This is a genomic window from Kordia aestuariivivens (genome assembly GCF_014397005.1).
Classification (GTDB): Bacteria; Bacteroidota; Bacteroidia; order Flavobacteriales; family Flavobacteriaceae; genus Kordia; species Kordia aestuariivivens.
On record NZ_JACGWS010000007.1, the window covers coordinates 41,171 to 64,926 of the forward strand.

Below are 23,756 nucleotides of genomic sequence, written 5' to 3' on the forward strand. Positions count from 1 at the left end.
TTTGTTTTTACCCAACATTCTCCATGTGCCGAAAAAACATCTCATCGAAGAATTATCTATTAATTCACTACAAATTCTTTTAATACTTCACATCACAATTTATGGCATTACCACAATCGTAATTTATTAATTTTTAGTAACTTAATCTTCTAAACACAATTCTTTAATCATGAAAAAGAAAGCCATTACATTATCCTTAAACAAAAAAATAGTGTCTCATTTTGATACTTCAACACAAAAAGGCGGTAGGGCTGGAACATTGGTTGGTGGTCCGTGTCCTGGTTCTGTTGGTGGACCATGCATATCCATACAAATTCGATGTACATACGAGACTGATTGTCCAAAACCTATTACATTAGATCCAAAAGAGTGTTCTCTTGATATTTAAGTTGCATCATACTTCTTTACAGCATCTTCCAATTTTCGCTGAATACGTTTGCGTAATACTTTAGGAGCAATTACTTCAATAGTATCGCCAAAACCGAGAATCAAACGTTCCAATTCAAAGTTAATATGTACCATTAATTTTATTGTTACGCTTTCGTCTTCATGTGTTTCTAAAATTTCTTGTGTACTGTGAAAAGGTTTTGTCACCACATACGGCGCGTTGCTTTTATCGATTTTTAAGATAATTCCCTGAATGTGTTTTACATCCAAAACGGTCACACCAATTGTGTTTTTATAATACTCATCACCGTTAAAATGTTCATTTCGATACGGAATATCCAAATCGTAATCTACTTCAACAATTCTGTCCAAAGCAAAAGTCATAATCTGTCGTTTATTTCCAGTGACACCCACCAAAAACCAGCGATTGTTATATTCTTTTAAAATAAACGGATGAAAAATAATTTCAGAAGCAGTTCGCGCTTTAAACGATTGATACGTAAGTCGTAATACGATTTTCTTCAAAATAGCTTGATACAACAAATCTAAATGTTGCAATCCTTTTAAATTTTCATTTTTGTCTAAATGAATAATAGAAGCTTGATGCGTTTTTTCACTATACACTTTATCTTCCAATCGTTGAATGATGCCGCCCAATTCAGAAAACAGTGAGAAATCCTTGAACTGTTTCAACATTTCAACCGTTTCCGACAACACATTCATATCGTTTTCCGTCAGCGGAATATCCGTGATGGAATACTCTTCATCTTCATATCTATAAAACTTACGGTCGTAAACAACAATTGGCGCATTATAACCCAATTTATCACTTCGCATCATTTGAATGTCCAATTGAATCGTTCTGCGGCTTACACTTACTTCGCGACCTTCATATTCGTGCAACACGTCCGAACACGCTTCAATCAAATCGTTTAAAGTCCATTGTCGATACTTATTCTGCAAACATTTATCAATGGTTTTATAACGAATCAATGCGTTTTTATTAATTGCCATGCTTCTTTTATTTCGTGTGAAAATATAAAAAATTATGAAGTGCGTAAAAACATTGCGTACTTGTTTTCTTTATTCGCCTCAGTTCATTGAAACTCTTTTGAAAAGATTTTAAAAAAATATGTGTATCAATACTGATGCATATAATTTTTATAAACTAAAATATGAATTGGAAAATTCAAAAACTACTTGATGGAGAAACCATCATTTCAAAAGAACCTGGTAATTCTATGTTACCACTTTTAAAATCGAAGCAGCCTGTAAAGTTGCAACCAATTTCTTGGGAAGATTGCGAAGTTGGCGATATCGTTTTTTGTAAAGTTCGCGGCAATGTGTTTACACATTTAGTCAAAGGAAAAAACGAAAAACGTGGTTTACAGATTGGAAATAATCGTGGGAGAATTAACGGATGGACAAAAAATGTATATGGAAAAGTAATAGCGATATTACCAATGTCATAGACATTCTTCACTTTATAAAAAATACACCAACTTATGGATAAAAAATAGTACGCAAAATGATTGCGCAGTTAAATTTAATATTTGCTCTGTAATAAAAAAACACAATGACAACAAGTGTATTCCATATCGAAAAACTAAAACAAGCAATTGCTGACGGCTATATCCATTCCTGTAAACATCCAACAGCAAATCTTTGGATTTACAACTATACGCAATCCGCGCAATACCATAATTATTGGACAGACGAAACGTTAGCGTGTAGAGGTTTAATTTTAGATGAAAACTATGCGATTGTTGCACATTCGATTCCGAAATTTTTCAATATTGAAGAAATTGGATATAACGCATTGCCAAACCTTCCATTCAAAATTTATGACAAACTAGATGGTTCATTCGGGATTTTATATTGGTTAAAAAACACACCATATATTGCAACGAGAGGTTCATTTGCAAGCAAACAAGCAGTAAAAGCAACAGAATTATTACATTCAAAATATGTTTCCGCGATAGCACATTTAGATAAAAGCAAAACGTATATTTTTGAAATTATCTATCCAGAAAACAGAATTATTGTAGATTACGGTTTGGACGAAACATTAGTTTTATTAGCAATTGTAGATACAAAAACTGGCAGCAACGAAACACTAAAAGAGATTGGTTTTCCATTGCCAACAATGTATGCATTTAGCTCATTAAGCGAATTAAAAATGCTCAACTGGAAAAACAAAGAAGGTTTTGTCATTCAATATGAAAATGGTTTTAGAGTAAAAATTAAATTTGAAGCGTATATTGATTTACATAAAATTGTAACGCAAATTTCATCGTTGACTATTTGGGAAGCGTTAAAAACAGATGGAAGTTTAACGCAATGGATTGAAAATGTTCCTGATGAATTTTTCAGTTGGATCCAAAAAGTTGAAGCAGAATTAGTATCAAAATTTGAGGCAATAGAAACCATCGCAAAAGCAGAATACAAAGAATTAGGAACCGATAGAGAAACCGCAGCATATTTTAAAACCTGTAAATATTCAGGGGTATTATTTGCAATGAAGAATAACAAAAACTATGCGCCAATTATCTGGAAAAGAATTCGTCCTGTATTTGAAAAAGCATACTCAAACGAGTTTAATTAAAATTTAAGATTCCCGCTTTCTCGGGAAAATATTATGAAGAAAATAATCATATTACAAGGAATTCCTGCTTCGGGAAAATCAACGTACGCTAAGAAATTAGTCAGCGAAAATCCTGGTATGTACAAAAGAATCAATCGTGATAGCTTACGCGAAATGTTAGACTGCGGTCGTTTTTCAAAAGGAAATGAAAAATTTATCAAAAAAACACGCGATTTTCTCATCAAAGAATCGTTAATCGCTGGAAAACATATCATTGTAGATGATACAAATATTGATCCTTCCAATTTGGAACACATCAATGAAATTGCAAAAGCATACCGAGAAGAAACTGGACATATTGTAAAAGTGGAATTAAAAACCATGGAAATTGATGTGGAAGAAGCCATTCTTCGTGATTCAAAAAGAGAAAAACCTGTGGGTAGAGAAGTCATCTTAAAAATGCACAAACAATTACACACCAAGGAAAAATTGAAGAACGAATACCGAACACAAGATGAAACGTTGCCAAAAGCAATTATTTGTGATTTGGACGGAACTTTATCGCTGATCAATAACAGAAGTCCTTTTGACGGAAGCAAATGCGAACGAGATTTGCCGAATGTTCCTGTTATTAACTTAGTTAAGAATTATCAAAAACTAGGTTTTAAAATTTTATTACTATCAGGAAGAAGTGGAAAATTTCAACCAGAAACAGAACGTTGGTTGCAAAAATATGAAGTAGAATATGACGCTTTGTGGATGCGAGCAGAAAAGGACAATCGAAAAGATTCTATTATTAAAGAAGAATTATTTACACAAAACATAGAAAATAAGTATTTCGTAGAATTTGTACTGGACGATCGTAATCAGGTAGTTGATTTATGGCGACAAAAACTACAACTACCTTGTTTGCAAGTTTTCTACGGAAATTTTTAAAAACAAAATTCGGAAGCACTTGAAAAGCATCTGAAACTATTTGTCATGATGGCAAAACAATACATTAAATTATGAATACAAAAAAATGAAGAGCTGTAAAAAACTAAAGTAATGGCAACCAAAAACAGAGGAAAAGAAGGAAGTGACGATCGTTTGTTTGGTAACAAAAAAATGCAGAAGAAAATGCGAGAAGCCATTAAAGACGTTTCGTATTTGTTAAGTAGAGGATTTTCGGAAAAATCATCATTGCAATTAGTCGGAAATCGTTACAAACTCAATACGCGACAACAACAAGCTGTACAAGGAATGAGTGAAGCTTCTGAAAAGTTGATCAAGCGTGAAGAAAACTGTTTAAAACCCGAACAGTTAGCAAACAGAGAAGTCATGTTAGATGGTTTTAACGTATTAATTCTGCTCGAAAGTGCATTGTCAAAAGCGTATCTTTTCAAAGGTTTAGATGGTTGCTATCGCGATGTGTCAAGCGTACATGGAACGTATAAAAAAGTACAACAAACACAAGAAGCAATTAATTTGATTGCTGATTTTTTGCAAAAAAATAAAGTAAAAAAAGCAACGTGGATTTTTGACAAACCCATTTCCAATAGCGGACGCTTAAAAACGATGTTACGCGAAATTGCGGAAGCAAATAACTATAAGTGGAAAATTATTTTAGATAATAATCCCGATAAATTAATCGCGGAAAGCGGAAACATCGCCATCAGTTCAGATGCCTGGATTTTAGACAATGCAACAACTTGGTGTAATATGGTAAGACATATTGTGGATGAGAATATTTTGCAAAAAAATGTAGTTGAAAGCGACGACTTCAACAACTAATGTATCTTTTCTTTAACTAATCATGTCACATCGAGCGCAGTCGAGATGTTTGGCAAACAAAGACATCGAAGATTCATGAGTTCCTATTTAAGAAAATAGAGAACTTACGAACTAAAACGAACAATTAAATAAATAAAAAAAATGAATCATACAAAAAACATAATCATCATTGACTTAGAAGCAACTTGTTGGAATGGAAAAATTCCCGACGAACAAGTCAATGAAATCATAGAAATCGGAATTTGCGTTTTAGACACAGAAACTGGAAACATCACGCAGAATGAAGGAATTTTAATAAAACCTACACGTTCACAAGTGAGTGAATTTTGCACAGAATTAACAACAATTACGCAAGAATTACTAGATTCGGAAGGAATTTCATTTGACGAAGCGTGTACAAAACTTCGCAAGGAATTCGACCCAAAACAATATACATGGGCGAGTTACGGACAATACGATCTCAATATGATGAAGCGTCAATGCAGTCTCAGAAATGTAGAATATCCTATGGGACCAAATCACATTAATGTAAAAACTACCTTTTCAGCAGTAAAAGGACTGAAGAAAAAAGTAGGCATGAATGGTGCGCTTCAAATATTGAATATTCCATTAGAAGGAACACATCATCGCGGTGTTGATGATGCAAAAAACATTGCCAAAATATTACATTGGTGTGTGAAAAACAATCAAAATACAACTACGTAAAAAAATTGCGCAGTAGTATTTCATCTTTGTCACAGATATAAAAAACGATATAAAATTAACAATCATGCAAATTAGAAAAGGCTCACTGTTTTAAGTATTTAACAAATAACTTAAAACAAAATGAAAACGTTCAAGAACAAGAAATTTTATAATTTCAAAGAAGTTCACAAACGCAAAAAAAGAACACGCGCTTCCAAAATTTACTGGAAAAGCAACACTTGGGAATATCGCAGATACTTACGTCAACAGTATCGCGCAAAATGTAAAGTAATTCTCAGAAAACAAGTAAACGGGCAAGAAATAGAATTTCCACGATTCAGAAATACACTTTGGTGGGAATACTAAAAGCATTCAAAATGAAAACACGAATACTAGAAAAACTCAACGAAATAGAACGCGATAAAAATATCGAAATCTTATTCGCTGTCGAATCAGGAAGCAGAGCTTGGGGCTTTGCTTCGCCTGATTCTGATTACGACATTCGCTTTGTGTACAAACACAAAACCGAGTGGTACTTGAATCTTTGGGAACAAAAAGATACGGTTCAATTCATGACGGAAGACGAATTAGACGGTTCAGGTTGGGATATTCGAAAAGCACTCAAATTGCTTTCAAAATCGAATGCTTCATTACTTGGGTGGCTCTTCTCGCCTATTGTGTATCGAAGTTCTGGAACGTTTTTGGAAGAAGTGAAAGCGGTTGCAACTGACAATTTCAATCCTGTATCTGGATTTTTTCATTACCATAGCATGAGCAAAGGTTTTGAAGAAACGTTGGGTTCTGAAGAAATGACGCTTAAAAGTTATTTCTACGCGATCAGAACGGCTTTATGTGCCAATTGGATTTACAAAAATGAAAGCATTCCGCCCGTAGAATTTCGAGAACTATATTCATTACTTGATGAAGATTCTTGTCTTTTGCTAGATGAATTAATTCTGCTTAAAAGCAAACACATCGAAAAAAGTGACGAACCTGTAAACGAACATTTAATTAATTTGGCAAAGAAAATAGTTGCGGAAAATAATGAAGTTCGAAAAGAAATTGCACATAGAACATCTAATCCTGATGATTTTAATACATTGTTTTTAAAAACAATCTCATGACACTCTCAGCACTTAAAAAATCGGGACATATAATCTTTGAATGTATTAGCGGAAGTCGCGCGTACGGATTGGACACACCAACTTCGGACACAGACATTCGCGGTGTTTTTGTATTGCCAAAATCAATGTATTATTCGTTGGATTATATTGATCAGATTAATGATGAAACGAATGACGTTGTATATTATGAATTGCAAAAATTCATTTCGTTATGCGCAAAAAACAATCCGAACATCTTAGAATTACTGAATGTTTCTGATGATTGTGTGCTACAAAAAGATCCGCTATTTGATCAAATTAAGTTAGAAATTTTTCTATCAAAACAATGCGAAAAATCATTTGCAAACTACGCGTTTACACAAATCAAAAAAGCGCGCGGATTGGAAAAAAAGATTGTGAATCCGATGGAAAAAGAACGAAAATCTGTGTTGGATTTTTGTTTTATCTATGACGAAGGAACTTCAATTCCGTTGAAAACGTTTCTAGCTGAGAGAAACATCAAGCAAGCACAATGTGGCATTACAAATATTCCGCATTTAAAAGATTGTCACAATCTATATTACAACGAAAATATTCCCTACAAAGGAATTATCAAAAGTGAAAACGCGAATGAATTGGCACTGAGTACCATCCCGAAAGGGGAAAAAGCAATTGGACTCTTATTTTTTAATAAAGACAACTATTCATCGTATTGCAAAAAATATAAAGAATATTGGAATTGGGTTGAAAAACGAAATGATGAACGTTATAAAACTACCATTTCACACGGGAAAAATTACGATTCCAAAAACATGATGCACACATTTAGATTGTTGCGCATGGCAAAAGAAATTGCTGTAGAAAATACGATTCATGTAAAACGTTCAGATAGAGAATTTTTGCTAGACGTGAAACATGGTAAATATGAATATGACGAATTGGTTACTTGGGCGACGGAACTGAAAACCGAATTGGAAACGTTATACGCGGATTCAAACTTGCCAGAAAGACCGAATTTAAAATTGATCAACGAACTATTAATTAAAGTAAGAACCGAATTTTACAATCAAAAATCGTGAACACATTACTAGACATATCATATTCATGCAAAAGCTTTCTTTCTGACGAATGGAAAGCACAATATGGCGCGTTTTTGCAACGTGAACATTTAGTATTGCTTTCGCGAAATGTATCTGCGTTATATCAAAATGATGTTGAGAAGTTTCACGGGAAACCAAATTTTGAAGAAGAGATTATTCCTGATATTAAAGAAGCATTTACAATCTTTAAAGCGCAATTTCGAATGCTAAAAAAGTATCATTTTGAAGCGAATCATCTCACGCGAAAAGCTTTTGCAACTGCGTTGAAAGAAACATCTTTTGCGCACATTTTGATCCTTTCCGGACAACGATTAACCTCCGCAAGTATAAAAGATGAACGCGCAATTCCGCCTTTGCAACAAGAATTATTAAAGCGTAGTTTTGAACTGCACAATGATCAAATTTCGAAAGCAGTGCGCGCTTGGGAAAAACACGCGCAACGTTCTACGGAAAGTTTCTGGGGAGCCGTAAAAGGAAACAGTGAAGACAAAGAAATCAAGGTCCAAAAACTGATCAAACATATTTTGAAACATAAAACCTGGTGGAATGTATTTACACATTACAAACACGATTTGGTATACGAAATTCGAATTCCAAGCGGTCACGGAATTCGCTGGAAAAAAGAAAATTTGGAACTCATTGGATTTTTAGAACCTTTTGAAAATTACGATTATGACAGAAAATGAACAGACATATAATTTTTCGCAGGAAGAATGGGAAACCTGTTTGAAGGTTTTGCATGTGCTGAAGGAAAATCCGTTTGAGAATCCAGACAACAAACAGTTTGGAACGCTGATTACGAAAATCTCTAAAAAGGCAAAAAAAGCAAATCGGAAAGATGCATTTTCTTCAAAAAAACAAGAAGATTTAGACACCATTCTAAACAGTGAAATTTCTAAAAATGCACTAGAAAACACAACAGTTTATCAAGATAATTCGGCAACTCCGCAATCATTTACAAAGTTGAATGTTCCTAAAAATTGTTATTGCTGTAATGAATCGTTTTCGCTTGCGCATTCGTTTTACAATCGATTGTGTCCGAAATGTGCCGAACTCAACTATGAAAACCGATTCAAAGATATTAACTTAACAAATCGCAACATAATTTTAACTGGTGGACGCGTAAAAATTGGCTATGCAACTGCGCTCAAAATGTTGCGTTCAGACGCACATGTAACCGTAACAACTCGTTTTCCAGCAAGTGCATTGGATTTGTTTCGCCAAGAAAAAGATTATGAAAATTGGAAAGACAACTTAGTACTTTTCGGATTGGATTTACGAAATCTAAAAGCAGTTGAAAACTTCATTACTTATTATAAAAGCAAGCATGAAACACTCGATATTTTGATAAATAATGCAGCGCAAACCATAAAATATACAGATCAATATTACACGCCATTAATTGCAAAAGAACAAGAATTAGCATTTGGTTTTTCTGATCAACAAAACTTGATCGCAAACGAAACGCCAGTGGCGAATGTGAAATTATTGGAAAATCATGTAGAAAAAAGCTATTTAGAACTCAATCGTTTTGGACAACCTATTGATAGTAGATCTAAAAATAGTTGGAATGCTACTTTAGAAGAAATCTCGATGCATGAATTAATCGAGGTAAACTTGATCAATCAAATTTCTCCATATTTTCTGATTAAAGAATTGTTACCACTTTTGAAAAATTCAACCTTTCAGAAAAAACACATTATCAACGTGACTTCTTCCGAAGGACAATTCAGTTACAACAACAAAACGATGTTTCATCCACATACAAATATGACTAAGGCAGCATTGAATATGATGACGCGAACGTCTGCGATGACTTTTGAAAAAGATCATATTTATATGAATGCGGTTGATGTTGGTTGGGTTTCCACGGGCGCACGCGAAACCTTACGCAAAAAACAATTTGAAAAAGGATACATTCCGCCACTCGATCCAGTTGATGGTGCATCGAGAATCGTACATCCGATTTATGAAAATGAAAAAAACAATACTATATTTACAGGAAAGTTGTTAAAAAACTACTGTATTGTAGATTGGTAAAAAGATAAAAGATGTAGCAGTAATTCAACAAACCGGAAGAACACTACCTTGCTAAGGTAGAGGATGCGGGTTCGAACCCCGTCTGTTGCTCTTTTAAAGTAATACAAATATATAATTAAGCAAAGATTGATGGTTTAATTGGAAGAACACTTGGCTCATATCTAGAGGCGCGAGTTCGAATCTCGCTCAATCTTTGTATAATAACGGCAACGGTAGTAGCTCAGCTGGAAGAGTGCCTGCCTGTCACGCAGGAAGACGTGGGTTCGAATCTCACCTACTGTTGCTTATTTAATTAGAATACCTTTCATTAGATTAATTATAAATAGCCCATCAAATTTGGAAGGAACACTATAAAAATTACATATTTGCCACACTAATGACGAAAAATTATTTACATATAGCCTCTATTTGTCTGAGAAGTCAGGACAAAAATCGCGAAATGGTTGAACCATTTTCGGGAAACAGGACGCCTTATGTATATTTTTATGAGTGAAATTTAATATGAAATAACACAAAAACTATAAATACAGCAAGCGTCCAAGAAATTGGGCGCTTTTTTTATGAAAAAAAATTAAAAAATGATCAAAGCATAACCAAATAGAAAAATAAAAGATTGAAACGAAAAACAATTGAGAGACAGCCAGTTGCTAAAAAGTTCAGTATCCGTTAAAAAACGGACAGGGATTCTTATGTCTAAAATTAAATACAACTAATTGATTATCAATAAATTAAATTAAAAAATAGTTGTGTAATCAAAAAAACGTTTTCATATTTGCAACGTCAAAAACAAAAAGACACATCATGAAATTTAACATACATCACATATCCGCCTTAGCAAGTATTCTCCGATCGCTGGAAAGTTGCAGACTGTTTTTACAAGAACAGACAGAGGATTTTATGTATTTAAAAAAATGGGAGTATTATAAAGATATGTTACGCTGATCGTAACTATACATAAACTTTATAAAAGCATCTCCCAAAAAAAGAGATGCTTTTTTTATGGTTTAAAATTAGGGAATTCGTCGGAGTTGGAGAGCCGAAGCAGACTGTAAATCTGTTGTGTAATAACTGAGTAGGTTCGAATCCTACAATTCCCACAAAATACGCTTGTGGTGTAACGGTAGCATGTACGTCTCCAAAACGTACGGTTGAGGTTCAAATCCTTACAGGCGTGCAAAAAATATATAGCTATGGTGTAATGGATAGCACTAGAGATTTCTAATCTCTTAGTCTAAGTTCGAATCTTAGTAGCTATACTAATAGTATCGTGACTCAATGGCTAGAGTGCTCGACTGTCTCTCGAGAAGTTGCGGGTTCGAATCCCGTCGGTACTGCAAAATGCTCCGTTCGTCTAACGGCTAGGACACCTGCCTTTCGAGCAGATAATAAGAGTTCGATTCTCTTACGGAGTACAAATTTACCTGTGTGATGGAACTGGTATACAAAACAGTCTTAAACGCTGTTGTGCGAAGCACATGTGGGTTCGAAATACTTTAGTATTCATGAACTCCGAATTATCAGATAAATAGAGGTGAACTAATCCCACCGCAGGTACTAAAAAATGCAGGAATGGCGGAACCGGTATACGCGGCTGTCTTAGAAGCAGTTTTTTGAGAGTTCGAATCTCTCTTCCTGTACAATATGCAATCTTGAAAGGAGTGCAATAAGTTTATGGTGTAATGGATAGCACTTTAGCCTACGAAGCTGAAAGTATAGGTTCGAATCCTATTAAACTTACAAATTGATCTGTTGTGTAACGGCTAGCACACGAGATTTTGATTCTCGAAGTAGAGGTTCGATTCCTCTCAGATCTACAAAATGGTGACTTTAGTTTATGTGGTAAAACGCCTCACTGTGAATGAGAAGAACAGGGTTCGATCCCCGAAGTCACCCAAAAAGGAATAATAGCAAAGTTGGTCAATGCGCTGGATTGAAGCTCCAGAGATACAGGTTCGAATCCTGTTTGTTCCACAAAAGGAATGTAGTTTAATTTAAAATAGTGAGTTATTATCTCAAAGATGCAAGTTTAACCCTTGCCATTCTATAATTAGTAAAAACAAAAGTTATGAGACAAGATGTATTACAGAAGTTCTTTTACAGAACTGAAGATTCAGGAAGATTCCTCGTGACTTCAAAAAGAACTGGAGTCACCTATTTTGTGGAACCAATTGATGCTGGAAAGCCTGCTATTTTATGGGGCGATTTAGATCCAGTTACAAAAAAAATGACTGGAGATTATGGAAATGTCAGAAGAGGCGCCGTTTTAGCGAAAGAATCGTTGATTACCGAAGCTAATGGTTTCCAAAATATTTCCACATTCAAAGGAAGTCCTTTAGGAGAAATTGATCGCAGAGATCGATTGTATAAAAATAAATTGTAAAACTATAAAAACTCTTTATTGAATAAAGACTCCGTTTTTCAACGGAGTTAATTCAACTAACTATTTTGACTACACCTTAAAAGGTTTCTCAAAATTGAGTTTCATTAAAAACAAAAAGAAATCATGTTTAAAAAATATAATAGTATCGAAAATACATACCGCGAAAAAGCAATAGAACAAGTATATCTTCACGATTACGGAAATGATGTTTTTGTGGTACAAGAAAAAGTACATGGAGCAAACTTCTCTTTTATCACAGAAGGAAATACCATCAAAGTTGCAAAACGTACAAGTTTAATATCAGAAGATGAAAATTTCAACAACTACAAATACGTAGTAAATACATACGAAAAAGCAGTTTTGGAATTATTTAAGCTTGTAAAGGTTGATTTTCCCGAAACAGAAATGATCACTGTTTACGGTGAGCTTTTCGGAGGAAGTTATCCGCATCCTGATGTGGAGACACCAAAAGAAATGACACGCATTCAAAAAGGTGTTTTTTACAGTCCTGAAAATGATTTTTACGCATTTGACATTTGTATCAATCATAAACAATATGTTGATGTAACTATTGCAAATACATACTTTGAAAAGGTAGGATTGTTTTACGCAAAAACACTTTTCGCAGGAACTTTTAGTGAATGTATGGCATATCCAAATGCATTTGAATCAAAAGTACATGAATGGTTAAACCTTCCTACCATTGAAGATAATGTTTGCGAAGGAACAGTTATCAAACCATTAGTCAGTAGCCGTTTTGGAAATGGACAACGTGTTATTTTCAAAAATAAAAACGAAAAATGGTCTGAGAAATCACATATCAAAAGAAAAGATGTTCAAAAACAAAGTGTTACGGAAGTTCTCTCAGCTACTGAAAAAGAACTCATGAACACACTTTTAGGATATGTGAATGAAAATCGCTTGATGAATGTTCAAAGTAAACTTGGTGAGTTTTCACCAAAACAAACTGGAAAAACCATCGGATTGCTAGCCAAAGATGCTTTGGAAGATTTTGTGATGGATTATGAAACAGCTTGGAAAAATACCGAGAAACAACATCAAAAAGTGATGACTAAAATACTAAACAGAGAAGCTGCTACTGTTGTAAAAGAAGTGCTTTTATTTAAGTAATGTAGAAGTGACTGCCCAAAAATAAGTGTTTGGGCAGTCTTCATAAATAAAATAAAGGAGACATAGTTTAAATCTTAAAATAGTGGATTTTTATTCCAAAGATGCAGGTGAGAATCTTGTTGTTTCTAAATTTTAAAACATACTAAATCTGAGATTCCGTTCTTCAACGGAATTAATTCAACTTACAATTATGAGTGCGTCTCAGATACTGAATCAAGTTCAGCACAAGCTTTTCAAAATTGAGTTTCATTAAAAAAATATCACTGCGCAAAATGATTGCGCAGTAGCAAGGAATATTTGCAGTGTCAATAAATAATAAGTATCACACGTATTGTGAAATTTATCAAAAACGATCTTTAAAATATTAAAAATATCAAGCGAGTCTTGTTGCGTGTTTCTGTATAGCACGATTGTATAAAATGGTGCAAAAAATTGTATGCCGTTTTTATATTCAACTCGACTTGGAGGCTTTGGGTTATTAGCCAAATAATAATCCTCCATAGGGAAACGTAGGTCGTGGGTTCGATTCCCATTCTCGCAAGAGATAGTTCAGTCTGGTAGAACGACGTTGTTGGATGTCATCGGTTCGAATCCGATCAATAGCTTGGATGCAAATCCTTGGCTTTTGTAGCTCAGTGGTAGAGCACTACACTTTTAATGTAGCCGCGGGAAACCGCCTGAAGTTTGATCTCTTCTAAAAAAGATCGCCAGCCTGTCACGCTGTTTAAATTGACAAAAACGATGACGTATCAATCTGCTGAAGTTTCAAATGAAATGAACAGCAGTTTCAACATCACCTTGACATATTGAAGGTTTGTAGCTAGAAATTAGCATTTCTTGAAAATCAAATCAACCTAAAAAAATACTTGTAAAAGTAATTTGCTTAGCGCGATTCCATTCTCAAAAAAACAACTAATAAACTACTGTAAACATTAATATTTCCGTGAAAGAGAAATGATTGATGCGAATCGTTTTTACTCACTACGTGAAAATTAAAAATTGTATAACCGCCAATTAGTGGCATTTATAAATAATAGAGACATGAAACGAGCACGAATTAACGTAGGAAATGTAGGTTTGGTTTTCAAAAACGGAAACTACCAAAAAGTAATTACCGCAGGAACATATTGGCTAAGATTTAGTCAACATGTAACCGTGTACAATCTTATCGATAAGTTTCAGGCTCCAATTGCTAGTGAAATTTTATTGCAAGATGAAACATTGGCAAACATGTTAGATGTAATTGATGTAAAGGATAATGAACTTGTATTACTATTTGAAAAAGGCAATATAAAAGCAGTTTTAGAAGTAGGACAACACTTGTATTGGAAAGGTTTGAAAGAACGAACGTATACACGTATTGACTTAAGCAAAGTTGAAATTACCGAAATCAAAGATGTGAATTTGTTGGGAAACCACAGATTATCAGCATACATCAAAAAGTTTGAAGTTCTTGAGTATGAAAAAGCAATTTTATTGATTGATGACAAATTTGAAAAAATCTTAGATTCAGGAATGCATCGCTTCTGGCAAAATACCACAAATATCAAGATTTCAAAAATAGATATGCGCCAATTACAATTAGAAATTTCTGGTCAAGAATTGTTAACCAAAGACAAAGCTGCGATTCGAATTAATTTTTACACACAATACAAAGTTATCGATGTAAAAAAAGCAGTTTTAGACAATAAAGACTTTGAGAAGCAATTATACATTGCCATGCAATTAAAGTTGAGAGCTTTCATCGGAAACTATACGTTGGATGAACTGTTAGAGCAAAAAGAAAACATTGCCAACGCTGTATTTGAAAACATCAAAGATAGTGTTGATGCTTTAGGAATTAAAGTATTGAGCTGCGGAATTCGAGATGTGATTTTAACTGGAGAAATGAAAGAAATCATGAATCAGGTATTAATCGCACAGAAAAAAGCACAGGCAAACATCATTACACGTCGTGAAGAAACTGCTTCTACAAGAAGTTTGTTGAACACTGCAAAATTGATGGAAGAAAATGAAATGCTTTTCAAATTGAAAGAAATGGAATATGTGGAAAAAATCGCGGAAAAAATCGGCGAGATTACTGTCGCTGGAAACGGCGGTGTTGTAAAACAATTGAAAGATATCTTTTCAGTCAATAAATAAGCATTCAAAGTACATAATCACTATGTTTTTAAACCCGGTCTCATTACCGCTCTACCAAAGCAGTTTTGAGACCATTTTAATATAAAAAAATTCAAGTATCATTAAAATGTCTCTCTTATCAAAAAATATAAAAAACTTTTTTTGGAGTCTTTTTAAATTAAAGAATGAATCCCAAAATAGCATCATTGAAATCAGTCAGGATATTATTTTGAATGTAATGGACAAACTTTCTAATTTTGAAAACAAGCAAGGTTTTTTAAAACCTATTTCGTTGCATTCATTAGCAAAAAAACTTCAAACAAATCCGAAGTATTTATCTAAAATTATCAATACTCATTATGAAAAAAACTTTAGTTCGTACATCAACGACTTACGAATTCAATATCTATTGAAAGAATTAAAAACTGACGATTCACTAAAAAAATATACCATAAAAACGTTGGCAAAAAAGATAGGTTTTAGAAGTACAGAAGCGTTCTCAAAAACGTTTAAAAAACATACAGGTTTTAATCCTTCTACTTATTTAAATACTATAAAACACAAATAATTATTGTTATTTAATTTGTTATTTACTCTCTTGAACCAGAAAAGTTCCTTCGTCTTTATATGAAAAAGATGTTGGAGCTTTTTTTTATAGATTGATTTAAAAATTGTGCTATTCAACACAGGTTGAAATATCATGCTTCCATAAAAACTGTTTTTTAAACTTCAACCAGATTTTAAAACTGAAACACAATGTAATCAGAAAAATGAATCTCATACAACTTACCTTACAAATTGCTGACTATCAAGCAAAAACACTACTAAAAAAACAACACAAAAGTGTCTTTAGGTATTTTTTACATACTAAAAAGGGATAACCCTCAATCTGAAAACCAAGTATAAACACGTAGATATACTAAAAGGTTTATGCAGAACTTTGAGATCCTAACCAACCTTATCATTTTTTTATGGAAGCCACACAAGAAAACACTTCGCAAGGAGATGTATTAGAAATTAAAGTATACGTTCCTATCAACGAAGTTACTGAACGACAACAAGGAATAATTGACAATGCAATTAAAAAGCATCCTAGAGATCGCAAATATTTATCAAACACTTCACACGGTAAAATATTTGCTCCAAGCAAAAATGAAGCAGATGCTATTATTGAACATGCCAAATCTAAAAATTGGGAGGTAACTTATGATAAAAAAGCACGCGAAATTACAATCAAAGTCAAATCAGAAAATGGTATTGGTTCAGACAATACAAATCCTTCTCTTCATGAAGCATTAAAATTCTTAAACACACAAGGCGACATTCATTTAGATTCGAAAGATCAAGAAAACAGAGATACTGCTAGCCCAGAAGACATTGTAGATCCTACTAAAAAAACTGGTTTCGTAAAAACAAATCAAGAAAAAAGAGTTGGTAGAGGAACTGCTATTCCAATTCAAGAACCAAAGCACGGACATAGCGCCCTTGAAATTGCAGAAGTATATAACTTTCCTGAAGGAGATGGCGCAAAACAAACTATTGGAATCATAGAGTTAGGTGGGAAATTTGAAGAAAGTGATTTGAAAACTTTCTTTGCGCAATACGACATGAAAGTTCCAAAGATTCAAGTGGTTGGAGAACCTGCAACAACACCAATAAACGATAATGTAGAAGTAACAGCAGATATTCAAGTTGCTGGAGTTTTAGCTCCAAAAGCAAAATTAGTTATCTATTATGGAACTTCTATTTTGAATGCAATGAAGAGTGCATTGGCAGATACGAAGAATAAATTATCTGTAATTTCTATTAGTTGGGCTGGATCAGAATTGGGCTATTCACTACAAGAAATTACAGAATTAAATAACGTATTCAAAGAAGCTGCCTTAAAAGGAATCACCGTTATTGGAGCTTCTGGAGACAATGGCGCATTAAACAAACTGAAATTTGCAAATGTAAATGTTCCCGTAAACTTTGAACACGTATTAGGTTGTGGAGGAACAAAATTAAATATTGCAAATGATGAAATCATTTCAGAAACTGTTTGGAATGAATCAACTCCACAAACACAAATAGGAAGCGGTGGCGGATTTAGCCAACGTGTTTCTGAACCAAGATATCAAAAAACAGCTATACAAAACTATATTACAAAATACCCTCAATTTGAACCATACCAAAGAGCTGGCGGAAAAGGAATTCCTGATGTTGGAGCAAATGCTGCAGATGCTTCTGGATATGCCGTTTTCTTTGAAGGAAATTGGGTAAAAATTGGAGGTACAAGTTTAGCAACTCCACTTTGGGCTGCTTTAATTGCACGTATCAATCAAAACTTAGGCTACAATCTAGGATTTATCACTGAGCATCTTTATGAATTAATGGATTCGCCTGCATTTGATCAAATCATAGAAGGGAACAACAATCTATACCTCGCAGCATCTGGCTGGAATCCATGTACTGGTTTAGGTACTCCAAATGGACAAAAATTAATGGAAGCTATTGAAGGCTTAGAATAAACAGTAACTCAAACAAAAAATCATGGCAAAAAAATTAGCATTGGATGAACTTCCAAAGCGCTTAATCGTTGATGGTAAAAAAATAGAAGATGTAATTATGATATACGGTTTTGTTGCAGAAGGACCAGATGATGATAACATCACATTCTATTTAGACACCTTATTAAAAACTTCCGTAGTCATCAAAGATGAAGACATCATTCACGATGTAAATATTACCAAAACGCATAGTGCCATTGGTGGAACCATTATATGGGTTAAAAACGCTTCCACATACCTACAAGGAAAACCAGCACAATCACAGGAAGATGCAGCACAATTTTTTCAAGGAGACATCTATCAACAATATGCCAATACTGTGCAAGGAAACACTGCTACACAACAACCAAATGGAGTAAAAACGCCTATTTGTGGGTGTGGTCAATGCGGAAATTAAACAATAACTGGCATACAATTTATATTAAGTATAAAAACTCTTTAGAGTTTAAACCATATTATTAACCTTTAAATTTAACTATTATGTTTACATTTTTTCAAGGATGTGGAATTCCTCCTGTTACCCTAACTTGTGGTGACGGTACAGGGCAAGCACAAAATGTTGGTGTTACAGGATGGCAAGGATGTCATTTATTAGGACCAACAGGTACGCAGCAAGGGTGTACGCCTCCTATCATAGGACCAACAGGTACACAAGGGTGTACGCAACCAGGTCAGTGTGTTGGGTCAACTGGAACACAAGGGTGTCACCAAGGTGGTGCACAAGCACAGACTTTAATTACCACACTATTTCTTACACACGTTGGAGCGCAAGCTCAAAATGTAGGACCAACTGGTTACCAAGGATGCACTGTTGTTGGGCCAACTGGAACGCAACAAGGATGTACGCCTCCTATCTTAGGACCAACTGGAACACAAGGGTGTACAATGCCTCCTCAATGTGTTGGACCAACAGGAACATTAGGTTGTACTGTTGTTGGACCAACTGGAACACAAGGATGCACTATGCCACCTAACTGTTTAATTGGACCAACAGGTACGCAAGGATGTCACCAAGGTGGTGCACAAGCACAAACGTTAATTACGACACTATTTCTTACACACGCTGGAGCGCAAGCTCAAAATGTAGGACCAACAGGAACACAAGGTTGTACGCAACCAGGTCAGTGTGTTGGACCAACCGGAACGCAAGGATGTCATCAAGGTGATGCACAAGCGCAAACACTCTTACCAACATGGTTTGGAAGTTGTGGAATTCCACCAGTAACAGCAACTTGTAACCAAGGTGGTGCACAAGCACAAACGTTAATTACCACACTACTTCTTACAAGAGCAGAAGCTCAAAATGTAGGACCAACTGGTACGCACGGATGTACAGTTGTTGGACCAACTGGAACACAAGGATGTCACCAACAAGGAACTGCTGCTACAGTATGCACACAAATAGGATGTGATACTACACAAAATATCGGATATACAGGATGGGAAGGATGCCAACCACAAGGAACTGCTGCTACAGTATGTACACAAGTAACTTGTGAGGCTGAAGCACAAACCATTGGACATACAGCATATCCAGGTTGTGGAGAAGCAGGAACTGTTGCTACAGTGTGCACACAAGTAACTTGTGAGGTTGATGCACAAACATTGGGACATACAGCTTATGAAGGATGTGGACAAGCAGGAACTATAGCTACGGTTTGTACGCAAGTTCAATGTGGACCAACACACCTTTTAGGATGTACAGGTTACGAAGGATGCCACTAATCAGCAGGAACTACTGCTACAATGTGTACGCAAGTAGGATGTGATAGTGGAAACACACAAATTATCAGTATTCCAACACGTAATTGTACAGAAGGATCCAGCATGTTAATAATAGCGTATCTACACTAGATACTACTATTTTTATGTATAGAGCTGCCTGTTTATCAGGCAGCTTTTATAACCCAAACCAAAAAAATATTTTTTATGCGCTTAACAAAGAAAAATATCACACATTATCTTTTAGACAAAGGTTTTTTAGAACCTTCTTCATTCATGTCAGGAGATTATATGCTTACCCAAACTCATAGTAGAAATTCTATCTTTAAAATTGAACAACAAGAAGCCAAAGGATTATTTGTTAAGCAACTCATCACACAAGATCCTACCAATAGTTACTTAATGCAGAAAGATGCAACAAGTCACTATTTAATTCATCAATCTAATTTATACAAAGAAACATCGAATCATATTCCAGATTATTACGGATATGATCCTTATCATAATATCTTGGTTACTGAATATTTTGCCAACACAAAAAATGTTCATGAAGTCATTTATCGAGATAAAAAACTATCAAAAACACATGCAGTTAAAATGGCGCATATTTTAGCTTCTTTTCATTTTGATATTAGTGAAGAACTCAAAAAAAATAGTTCATTACAATTTTTCAGCAAACAATTACCTTGGATTTTAAACACAAGTCAGTTACTAAATACTGATCCGAAAAAAATTACCAATAGTGTGATTTCCCAAATTCAAAAACATCAAGATTTAGTCAAAAAAATTGAGAAAGTAGCTTCGCAATGGGAAACTACAAGTTTGATTCACGGTGATATTAAGTGGATGAATTTTATTGTGATGCCAAACAATGAAGATGTAAAATTAGTCGATTGGGAAATTGCTGATTTAGGCGATCCATTATGGGACGTTGCAGGCGTTTTTCAATCGTATTTTAGTGCGTGGGTTTTAAGTTTCAATAATCAAAACATTCAACAACATCAGCAAGTACAAGGAACCGAATTTTTATCTATCGAAGCCATTACTCCTATTGTAAAAATACTTTGGGATACCTATGTTGGGAAACAAAAATTTACACCTTCGGAAGCAAAAGAAAAAGTACAAAAAGCACTTTCATACATGGCAGTCAGAATGATTCAAACTGCTTTTGAAAACAACACGAAACAAAACCAAATTCATCCAAACTCGGTACGCATATTACAGTTCTGCAATCACATTCTTGGAGACGCAGAAGCAATCGCGAAACAATGGAAATTAATAGCCTAAGATGATGAAAGACACTACATACACACAACAAATAAAAGCAATTACCTCAGCAATAGAAATCACTTCTTTAAGCACCTATAAAGTGCATGAAGAAGAAACGTATGTAAAAAATCAGATGCCGTATCAAACGTTCGCGGAAGATTTTAAATCGTTCGGAAGTAACGCTACGGTTGACACCAATCAGCAACGCATCAACCTTACAAATGCATTAACAAATACAATTTACGCTCAATTCTATTGTGGAATCAAAGATGGTGACCATAACTCTAAAATTCCTCCAAAAGGAGAACGAGAAGCATTTATGGACAAACTTTCACCAGCAAATACGTCCACAAATGGTTTGGATTATAACTGGAATATTTACAATATAGATGCTGCTTCAGGCAATGCGTATATTCAAAAAAATGACGAATTGCGTTGGTTGCAACCAAATGGATATCATTTTGTAAACCCAAATCAAAAACAAGCAGTTGTCAATACAAAAGTAAACTTGATTCGCTCCAAAGAGAAAAGAGACATTCAACCTGTATTCTATCATGTATTTAGCAATGAAATGTTTCCACAAGAAGTAGAATTGGGACGAATTTACTGGAATGTTTCGCCAGAAGGAGCACCAAAATTGATCAACTTACTCACAACTACGCTGAATGATTATAAAATTCCGTTTCAATTTAAATGTTTAAATCATCCTGAATTATATGTACGATCAGATTCTGCAGTTTTATACCTGAGTAAAAAACACGTGCAAATCGTCGCTATTATATTAAATGCTGTAATTCCAAATTTAGAACCGTATCTTGTTGACGAAATTCCGATGTTTACCAAACGGCTTCAGAAAGGTGTTGGGTACGCGGAAGACCCTGGGAAAGGACAAAGTTTTGGAATGAGTAGGTCATCAACCATTGCAGAAGCACTTGTAGATGCTTTTCAGAAAGAAATGGACCAAAAGCAAACGTTTGACAATGTAATTCATTTCTTATCGAAAAAAGGAATGATGCTAGATCGTTTACACTTAAACAAACATACAACACTAACGCCAACGTTCCCGACTTATGAATAACATTGAAATCACTCCAAAAACAGACGTACAAGTGTATATAAAAACAGCACACAACATTGGGAAATATTTGGCTAAAGAAGCTATTTGGTATAAAGATATGTGCAACTGGACAGGTCATGAAGTATCTGTCGTTGGCGGCAAATACGAAACTGTTGTAAAAGCATGTAGCATTGATTTATACAGCGGACTTACAGGAATTGCATTATTTCTAACCGAACTCGTTCACAAAACACAAGATCCGATCATATTACACACATTAAATGGTACGTTAAATACTATTTATTATAATCTGGAAAAGAGCAAAGTAAACAACTTTGGATATTATTCTGGGAAAATTGGTGTGGGTTATACGCTGTGGCGGATTGGAAAAAAAATGCAAAACCCACAACTTGCAGCAAAAGGATTGGAATATGTAAAATCTGTAAAAGACGAAGAAATCACCGATCATGAAGTAGATATTATTTCTGGAGCTGCCGGATCGATCTCAGTATTACTAAAACTATATTATGCTGAAAAAGATGATGAATTTTTAGACATTGCAAAAAAATGTGGTCAATTTCTACTAAAAAAAGCCATCAAAAACGGAGAAACTTGGTCTTGGATGACGGTTGATCCAAAGCGTGCACTCACCGGATATTCGCATGGCGCATCCGGAATTGCTTCTGCAATGATGGAATTATACGCAACTACCAAAGATGAAGAATATTGGCATGCGGCTATTGGCGGATTCAACTATGAAAAAACATGGTACAATGATCAGGCAAAAAACTGGCCCGATTTACGTCAACATGAAGAAAACAAACCCTTAAACTATGGAACCATGTGGTGTCATGGTGCACCAGGAATTGCAATTGCAAACCTAAAAGCATACGAAATGACAAAGCTTGACTATTTCCTAAATGAAGCTAAAATTGCCATAGAAACCACTAAAAGAAGTGTCATCAGAGAAACGCAACCAAACATTGGCGCAAACTTTTCATTATGTCACGGATTGGCTGGAAACGCAGACATCTTACTATACGCAAGTCAAATACTTGAAACTCCTGAATATGCACAAATTGCACTAAAAGCAGGCGATTTAGGAATTTCACTATACGATACAACTGGAACCGTTTTTCCAAGTGGCGTCAACGATCCAAGCGGAGTAACGCGCGGACAACAAGAAAATCCGGGACTCATGTTAGGACTGTCAGGAACAGGAATGTTCTACTTACGTTTAGCTGATATGATAAGTATTCCGTCTGCGTTAGTTCCTTAAAATACATTAAAACTATATATATAAATTGTCTCAATTTTTCTTTCGTTAGAGAAGTTGAGACTTTCTTTTTAAAACGATATACAAGTTTTGAATCATTCTCGATACAATTTTTCTCCATTCCATTACGAAAAATCACTCGAATTGACGTAATAATTATAGAACGTCACTTCGAGTATTATTGAGATCAAAATATATTTTGATTGAAAATACCTAGCGTAGCTATGTGAAACAAATTAGTATCGAGAAGTACTTGAAGTGTTAAATATTTTTTCATTTACAAAACAAATTTCCTACAACCAAAACTTCATAATATGGGTTATTTTCCCTTTTATTTCTAAGGTATTCCCTAAGGTATAACTTCCTCGAAGCGCGTACATTTACCATCTAAAAGTTCGAGGAAATAATCTGATTATAAATGTATTTATGAATAGAGGTTGTAGTCATTCATAAAATTGTAAATGCATTTTCAACATCGAACTTCCGAAAATCCTAAGTCTCGTACTTAGGATTTTTACTTCAATGAAACTCAAAATTGAAAGTTGAACTGATCCCGTTGCAGAACGGGATCTCAAGCTTA

At 34.5% G+C, this 23,756-nt stretch carries 22 protein-coding genes and 13 tRNA genes; 34 read left to right on the plus strand and 1 reads right to left on the minus strand.

Annotation, left to right across the window (positions count from 1 at the left end; translation table 11 throughout):
- The first annotated feature begins 169 nt into the window (after positions 1-169).
- Positions 170-388: a hypothetical protein gene (locus tag H2O64_RS12140; protein WP_187562482.1), complete on the plus strand. Its 219-nt coding sequence runs from the start codon at positions 170-172 to the stop codon at positions 386-388.
- Here the strand turns inward: H2O64_RS12140 and H2O64_RS12145 are convergent.
- Positions 385-1,401, minus strand: coding sequence for a helix-turn-helix transcriptional regulator (locus H2O64_RS12145; protein ID WP_187562483.1), 1,017 nt, complete (start codon positions 1,399-1,401; stop codon positions 385-387). The two genes, H2O64_RS12140 and H2O64_RS12145, sit on opposite strands and share 4 nt — an antisense overlap.
- 161 nt (positions 1,402-1,562) lie before the next feature.
- Here H2O64_RS12145 and H2O64_RS12150 point away from each other — a divergent pair, with 161 nt between their 5' ends.
- The 33 genes from H2O64_RS12150 to H2O64_RS12310 all read left to right on the plus strand — a co-directional run bounded on the left by H2O64_RS12150 (position 1,563) and on the right by H2O64_RS12310 (position 23,179).
- Positions 1,563-1,859, plus strand: coding sequence for a phage repressor protein (locus tag H2O64_RS12150; protein ID WP_187562484.1), 297 nt, complete (start codon positions 1,563-1,565; stop codon positions 1,857-1,859).
- A gap of 104 nt (positions 1,860-1,963) precedes the next feature.
- A complete protein-coding gene (locus tag H2O64_RS12155) occupies positions 1,964-2,992 on the plus strand; it encodes a T4 RnlA family RNA ligase (RefSeq protein ID WP_187562485.1) in 1,029 nt (342 codons plus the stop codon).
- 33 nt (positions 2,993-3,025) lie between these two features.
- Entirely contained in the window at positions 3,026-3,907 is an 882-nt protein-coding gene (locus H2O64_RS12160; RefSeq protein ID WP_187562486.1) for a phosphatase domain-containing protein, read from the plus strand.
- A 111-nt stretch (positions 3,908-4,018) separates the two neighbouring features.
- Positions 4,019-4,744, plus strand: a complete 726-nt coding sequence (locus H2O64_RS12165) for a DUF434 domain-containing protein (RefSeq protein ID WP_187562487.1) — start codon at positions 4,019-4,021, stop codon at positions 4,742-4,744.
- Between the two features lie 141 nt (positions 4,745-4,885).
- Positions 4,886-5,449, plus strand: coding sequence for a 3'-5' exonuclease (locus tag H2O64_RS12170; protein ID WP_187562488.1), 564 nt, complete (start codon positions 4,886-4,888; stop codon positions 5,447-5,449).
- Positions 5,450-5,569: 120 nt separating this feature from the next.
- The gene (locus tag H2O64_RS12175) at positions 5,570-5,794 is read left to right on the plus strand and encodes a hypothetical protein (protein ID WP_187562489.1); all 225 of its coding nucleotides are present in this window, start codon (positions 5,570-5,572) and stop codon (positions 5,792-5,794) included.
- Positions 5,795-5,805: 11 nt separating this feature from the next.
- Positions 5,806-6,552 (plus strand): nucleotidyltransferase domain-containing protein, encoded by a 747-nt coding sequence (locus H2O64_RS12180; RefSeq protein ID WP_187562490.1) that lies wholly within the window; start codon positions 5,806-5,808, stop codon positions 6,550-6,552.
- Positions 6,549-7,610 carry a nucleotidyltransferase domain-containing protein gene (locus H2O64_RS12185; RefSeq protein ID WP_187562491.1) on the plus strand — a complete coding sequence of 354 codons (1,062 nt, stop codon included), beginning with the start codon at positions 6,549-6,551 and terminating at the stop codon, positions 7,608-7,610. Before H2O64_RS12180 ends, H2O64_RS12185 begins: the two co-directional genes overlap by 4 nt.
- Complete coding sequence (locus tag H2O64_RS12190) at positions 7,607-8,317, plus strand: hypothetical protein (protein WP_187562492.1); 711 nt, start codon at positions 7,607-7,609, stop codon at positions 8,315-8,317. The genes H2O64_RS12185 and H2O64_RS12190 overlap by 4 nt, the downstream gene beginning before the upstream one ends.
- Positions 8,304-9,671 (plus strand): SDR family oxidoreductase, encoded by a 1,368-nt coding sequence (locus tag H2O64_RS12195; RefSeq protein ID WP_187562493.1) that lies wholly within the window; start codon positions 8,304-8,306, stop codon positions 9,669-9,671. Before H2O64_RS12190 ends, H2O64_RS12195 begins: the two co-directional genes overlap by 14 nt.
- Positions 9,672-9,684: 13 nt before the next feature.
- Positions 9,685-9,761: transfer RNA gene (locus tag H2O64_RS12200), tRNA-Ser, on the plus strand.
- A gap of 33 nt (positions 9,762-9,794) precedes the next feature.
- Positions 9,795-9,865, plus strand: a tRNA-Met gene (locus tag H2O64_RS12205).
- Between the two features lie 15 nt (positions 9,866-9,880).
- Positions 9,881-9,953: transfer RNA gene (locus H2O64_RS12210), tRNA-Asp, on the plus strand.
- Positions 9,954-10,684: 731 nt separating this feature from the next.
- A tRNA-Tyr gene (locus tag H2O64_RS12215) sits at positions 10,685-10,768 on the plus strand.
- Between the two features lie 6 nt (positions 10,769-10,774).
- Positions 10,775-10,845, plus strand: a tRNA-Trp gene (locus H2O64_RS12220).
- 87 nt (positions 10,846-10,932) lie between these two features.
- Positions 10,933-11,005 (plus strand) — tRNA-Asp (locus H2O64_RS12225).
- Positions 11,006-11,011: 6 nt separating this feature from the next.
- A tRNA-Glu gene (locus H2O64_RS12230) sits at positions 11,012-11,083 on the plus strand.
- Positions 11,084-11,234: 151 nt separating this feature from the next.
- Positions 11,235-11,308: transfer RNA gene (locus H2O64_RS12235), tRNA-Leu, on the plus strand.
- Between the two features lie 28 nt (positions 11,309-11,336).
- Positions 11,337-11,408, plus strand: a tRNA-Arg gene (locus tag H2O64_RS12240).
- Positions 11,409-11,414: 6 nt separating this feature from the next.
- Positions 11,415-11,485 (plus strand) — tRNA-Gln (locus H2O64_RS12245).
- Between the two features lie 7 nt (positions 11,486-11,492).
- Positions 11,493-11,563 (plus strand) — tRNA-His (locus H2O64_RS12250).
- 6 nt (positions 11,564-11,569) lie between these two features.
- Positions 11,570-11,642 (plus strand) — tRNA-Phe (locus H2O64_RS12255).
- A 94-nt stretch (positions 11,643-11,736) separates the two neighbouring features.
- The gene (locus H2O64_RS12260) at positions 11,737-12,051 is read left to right on the plus strand and encodes a hypothetical protein (RefSeq protein WP_187562494.1); all 315 of its coding nucleotides are present in this window, start codon (positions 11,737-11,739) and stop codon (positions 12,049-12,051) included.
- A gap of 123 nt (positions 12,052-12,174) precedes the next feature.
- Positions 12,175-13,182, plus strand: a complete 1,008-nt coding sequence (locus tag H2O64_RS12265) for an RNA ligase, Rnl2 family (RefSeq protein WP_187562495.1) — start codon at positions 12,175-12,177, stop codon at positions 13,180-13,182.
- Between the two features lie 620 nt (positions 13,183-13,802).
- A tRNA-Lys gene (locus tag H2O64_RS12270) sits at positions 13,803-13,892 on the plus strand.
- 331 nt (positions 13,893-14,223) lie between these two features.
- Positions 14,224-15,324, plus strand: coding sequence for a slipin family protein (locus H2O64_RS12275; protein WP_187562496.1), 1,101 nt, complete (start codon positions 14,224-14,226; stop codon positions 15,322-15,324).
- Between the two features lie 106 nt (positions 15,325-15,430).
- Positions 15,431-15,871 carry a helix-turn-helix domain-containing protein gene (locus H2O64_RS12280; RefSeq protein ID WP_187562497.1) on the plus strand — a complete coding sequence of 147 codons (441 nt, stop codon included), beginning with the start codon at positions 15,431-15,433 and terminating at the stop codon, positions 15,869-15,871.
- Positions 15,872-16,274: 403 nt separating this feature from the next.
- On the plus strand, positions 16,275-17,813 hold the full coding sequence (locus tag H2O64_RS12285) for a S53 family peptidase (protein WP_187562498.1): 1,539 nt from the start codon (positions 16,275-16,277) through the stop codon (positions 17,811-17,813).
- A 22-nt stretch (positions 17,814-17,835) separates the two neighbouring features.
- Positions 17,836-18,249, plus strand: a complete 414-nt coding sequence (locus H2O64_RS12290) for a hypothetical protein (protein ID WP_187562499.1) — start codon at positions 17,836-17,838, stop codon at positions 18,247-18,249.
- An 83-nt stretch (positions 18,250-18,332) separates the two neighbouring features.
- On the plus strand, positions 18,333-19,577 hold the full coding sequence (locus H2O64_RS12295; RefSeq protein ID WP_187562500.1) for a hypothetical protein: 1,245 nt from the start codon (positions 18,333-18,335) through the stop codon (positions 19,575-19,577).
- A gap of 204 nt (positions 19,578-19,781) precedes the next feature.
- Entirely contained in the window at positions 19,782-20,861 is a 1,080-nt protein-coding gene (locus H2O64_RS12300; RefSeq protein ID WP_187562501.1) for a phosphotransferase family protein, read from the plus strand.
- 1 nt (position 20,862) lies between these two features.
- Positions 20,863-21,921, plus strand: coding sequence for a T3SS effector HopA1 family protein (locus H2O64_RS12305; protein WP_187562502.1), 1,059 nt, complete (start codon positions 20,863-20,865; stop codon positions 21,919-21,921).
- A complete protein-coding gene (locus H2O64_RS12310) occupies positions 21,914-23,179 on the plus strand; it encodes a lanthionine synthetase LanC family protein (protein WP_187562503.1) in 1,266 nt (421 codons plus the stop codon). Before H2O64_RS12305 ends, H2O64_RS12310 begins: the two co-directional genes overlap by 8 nt.
- Positions 23,180-23,756 lie beyond the last annotated feature (577 nt).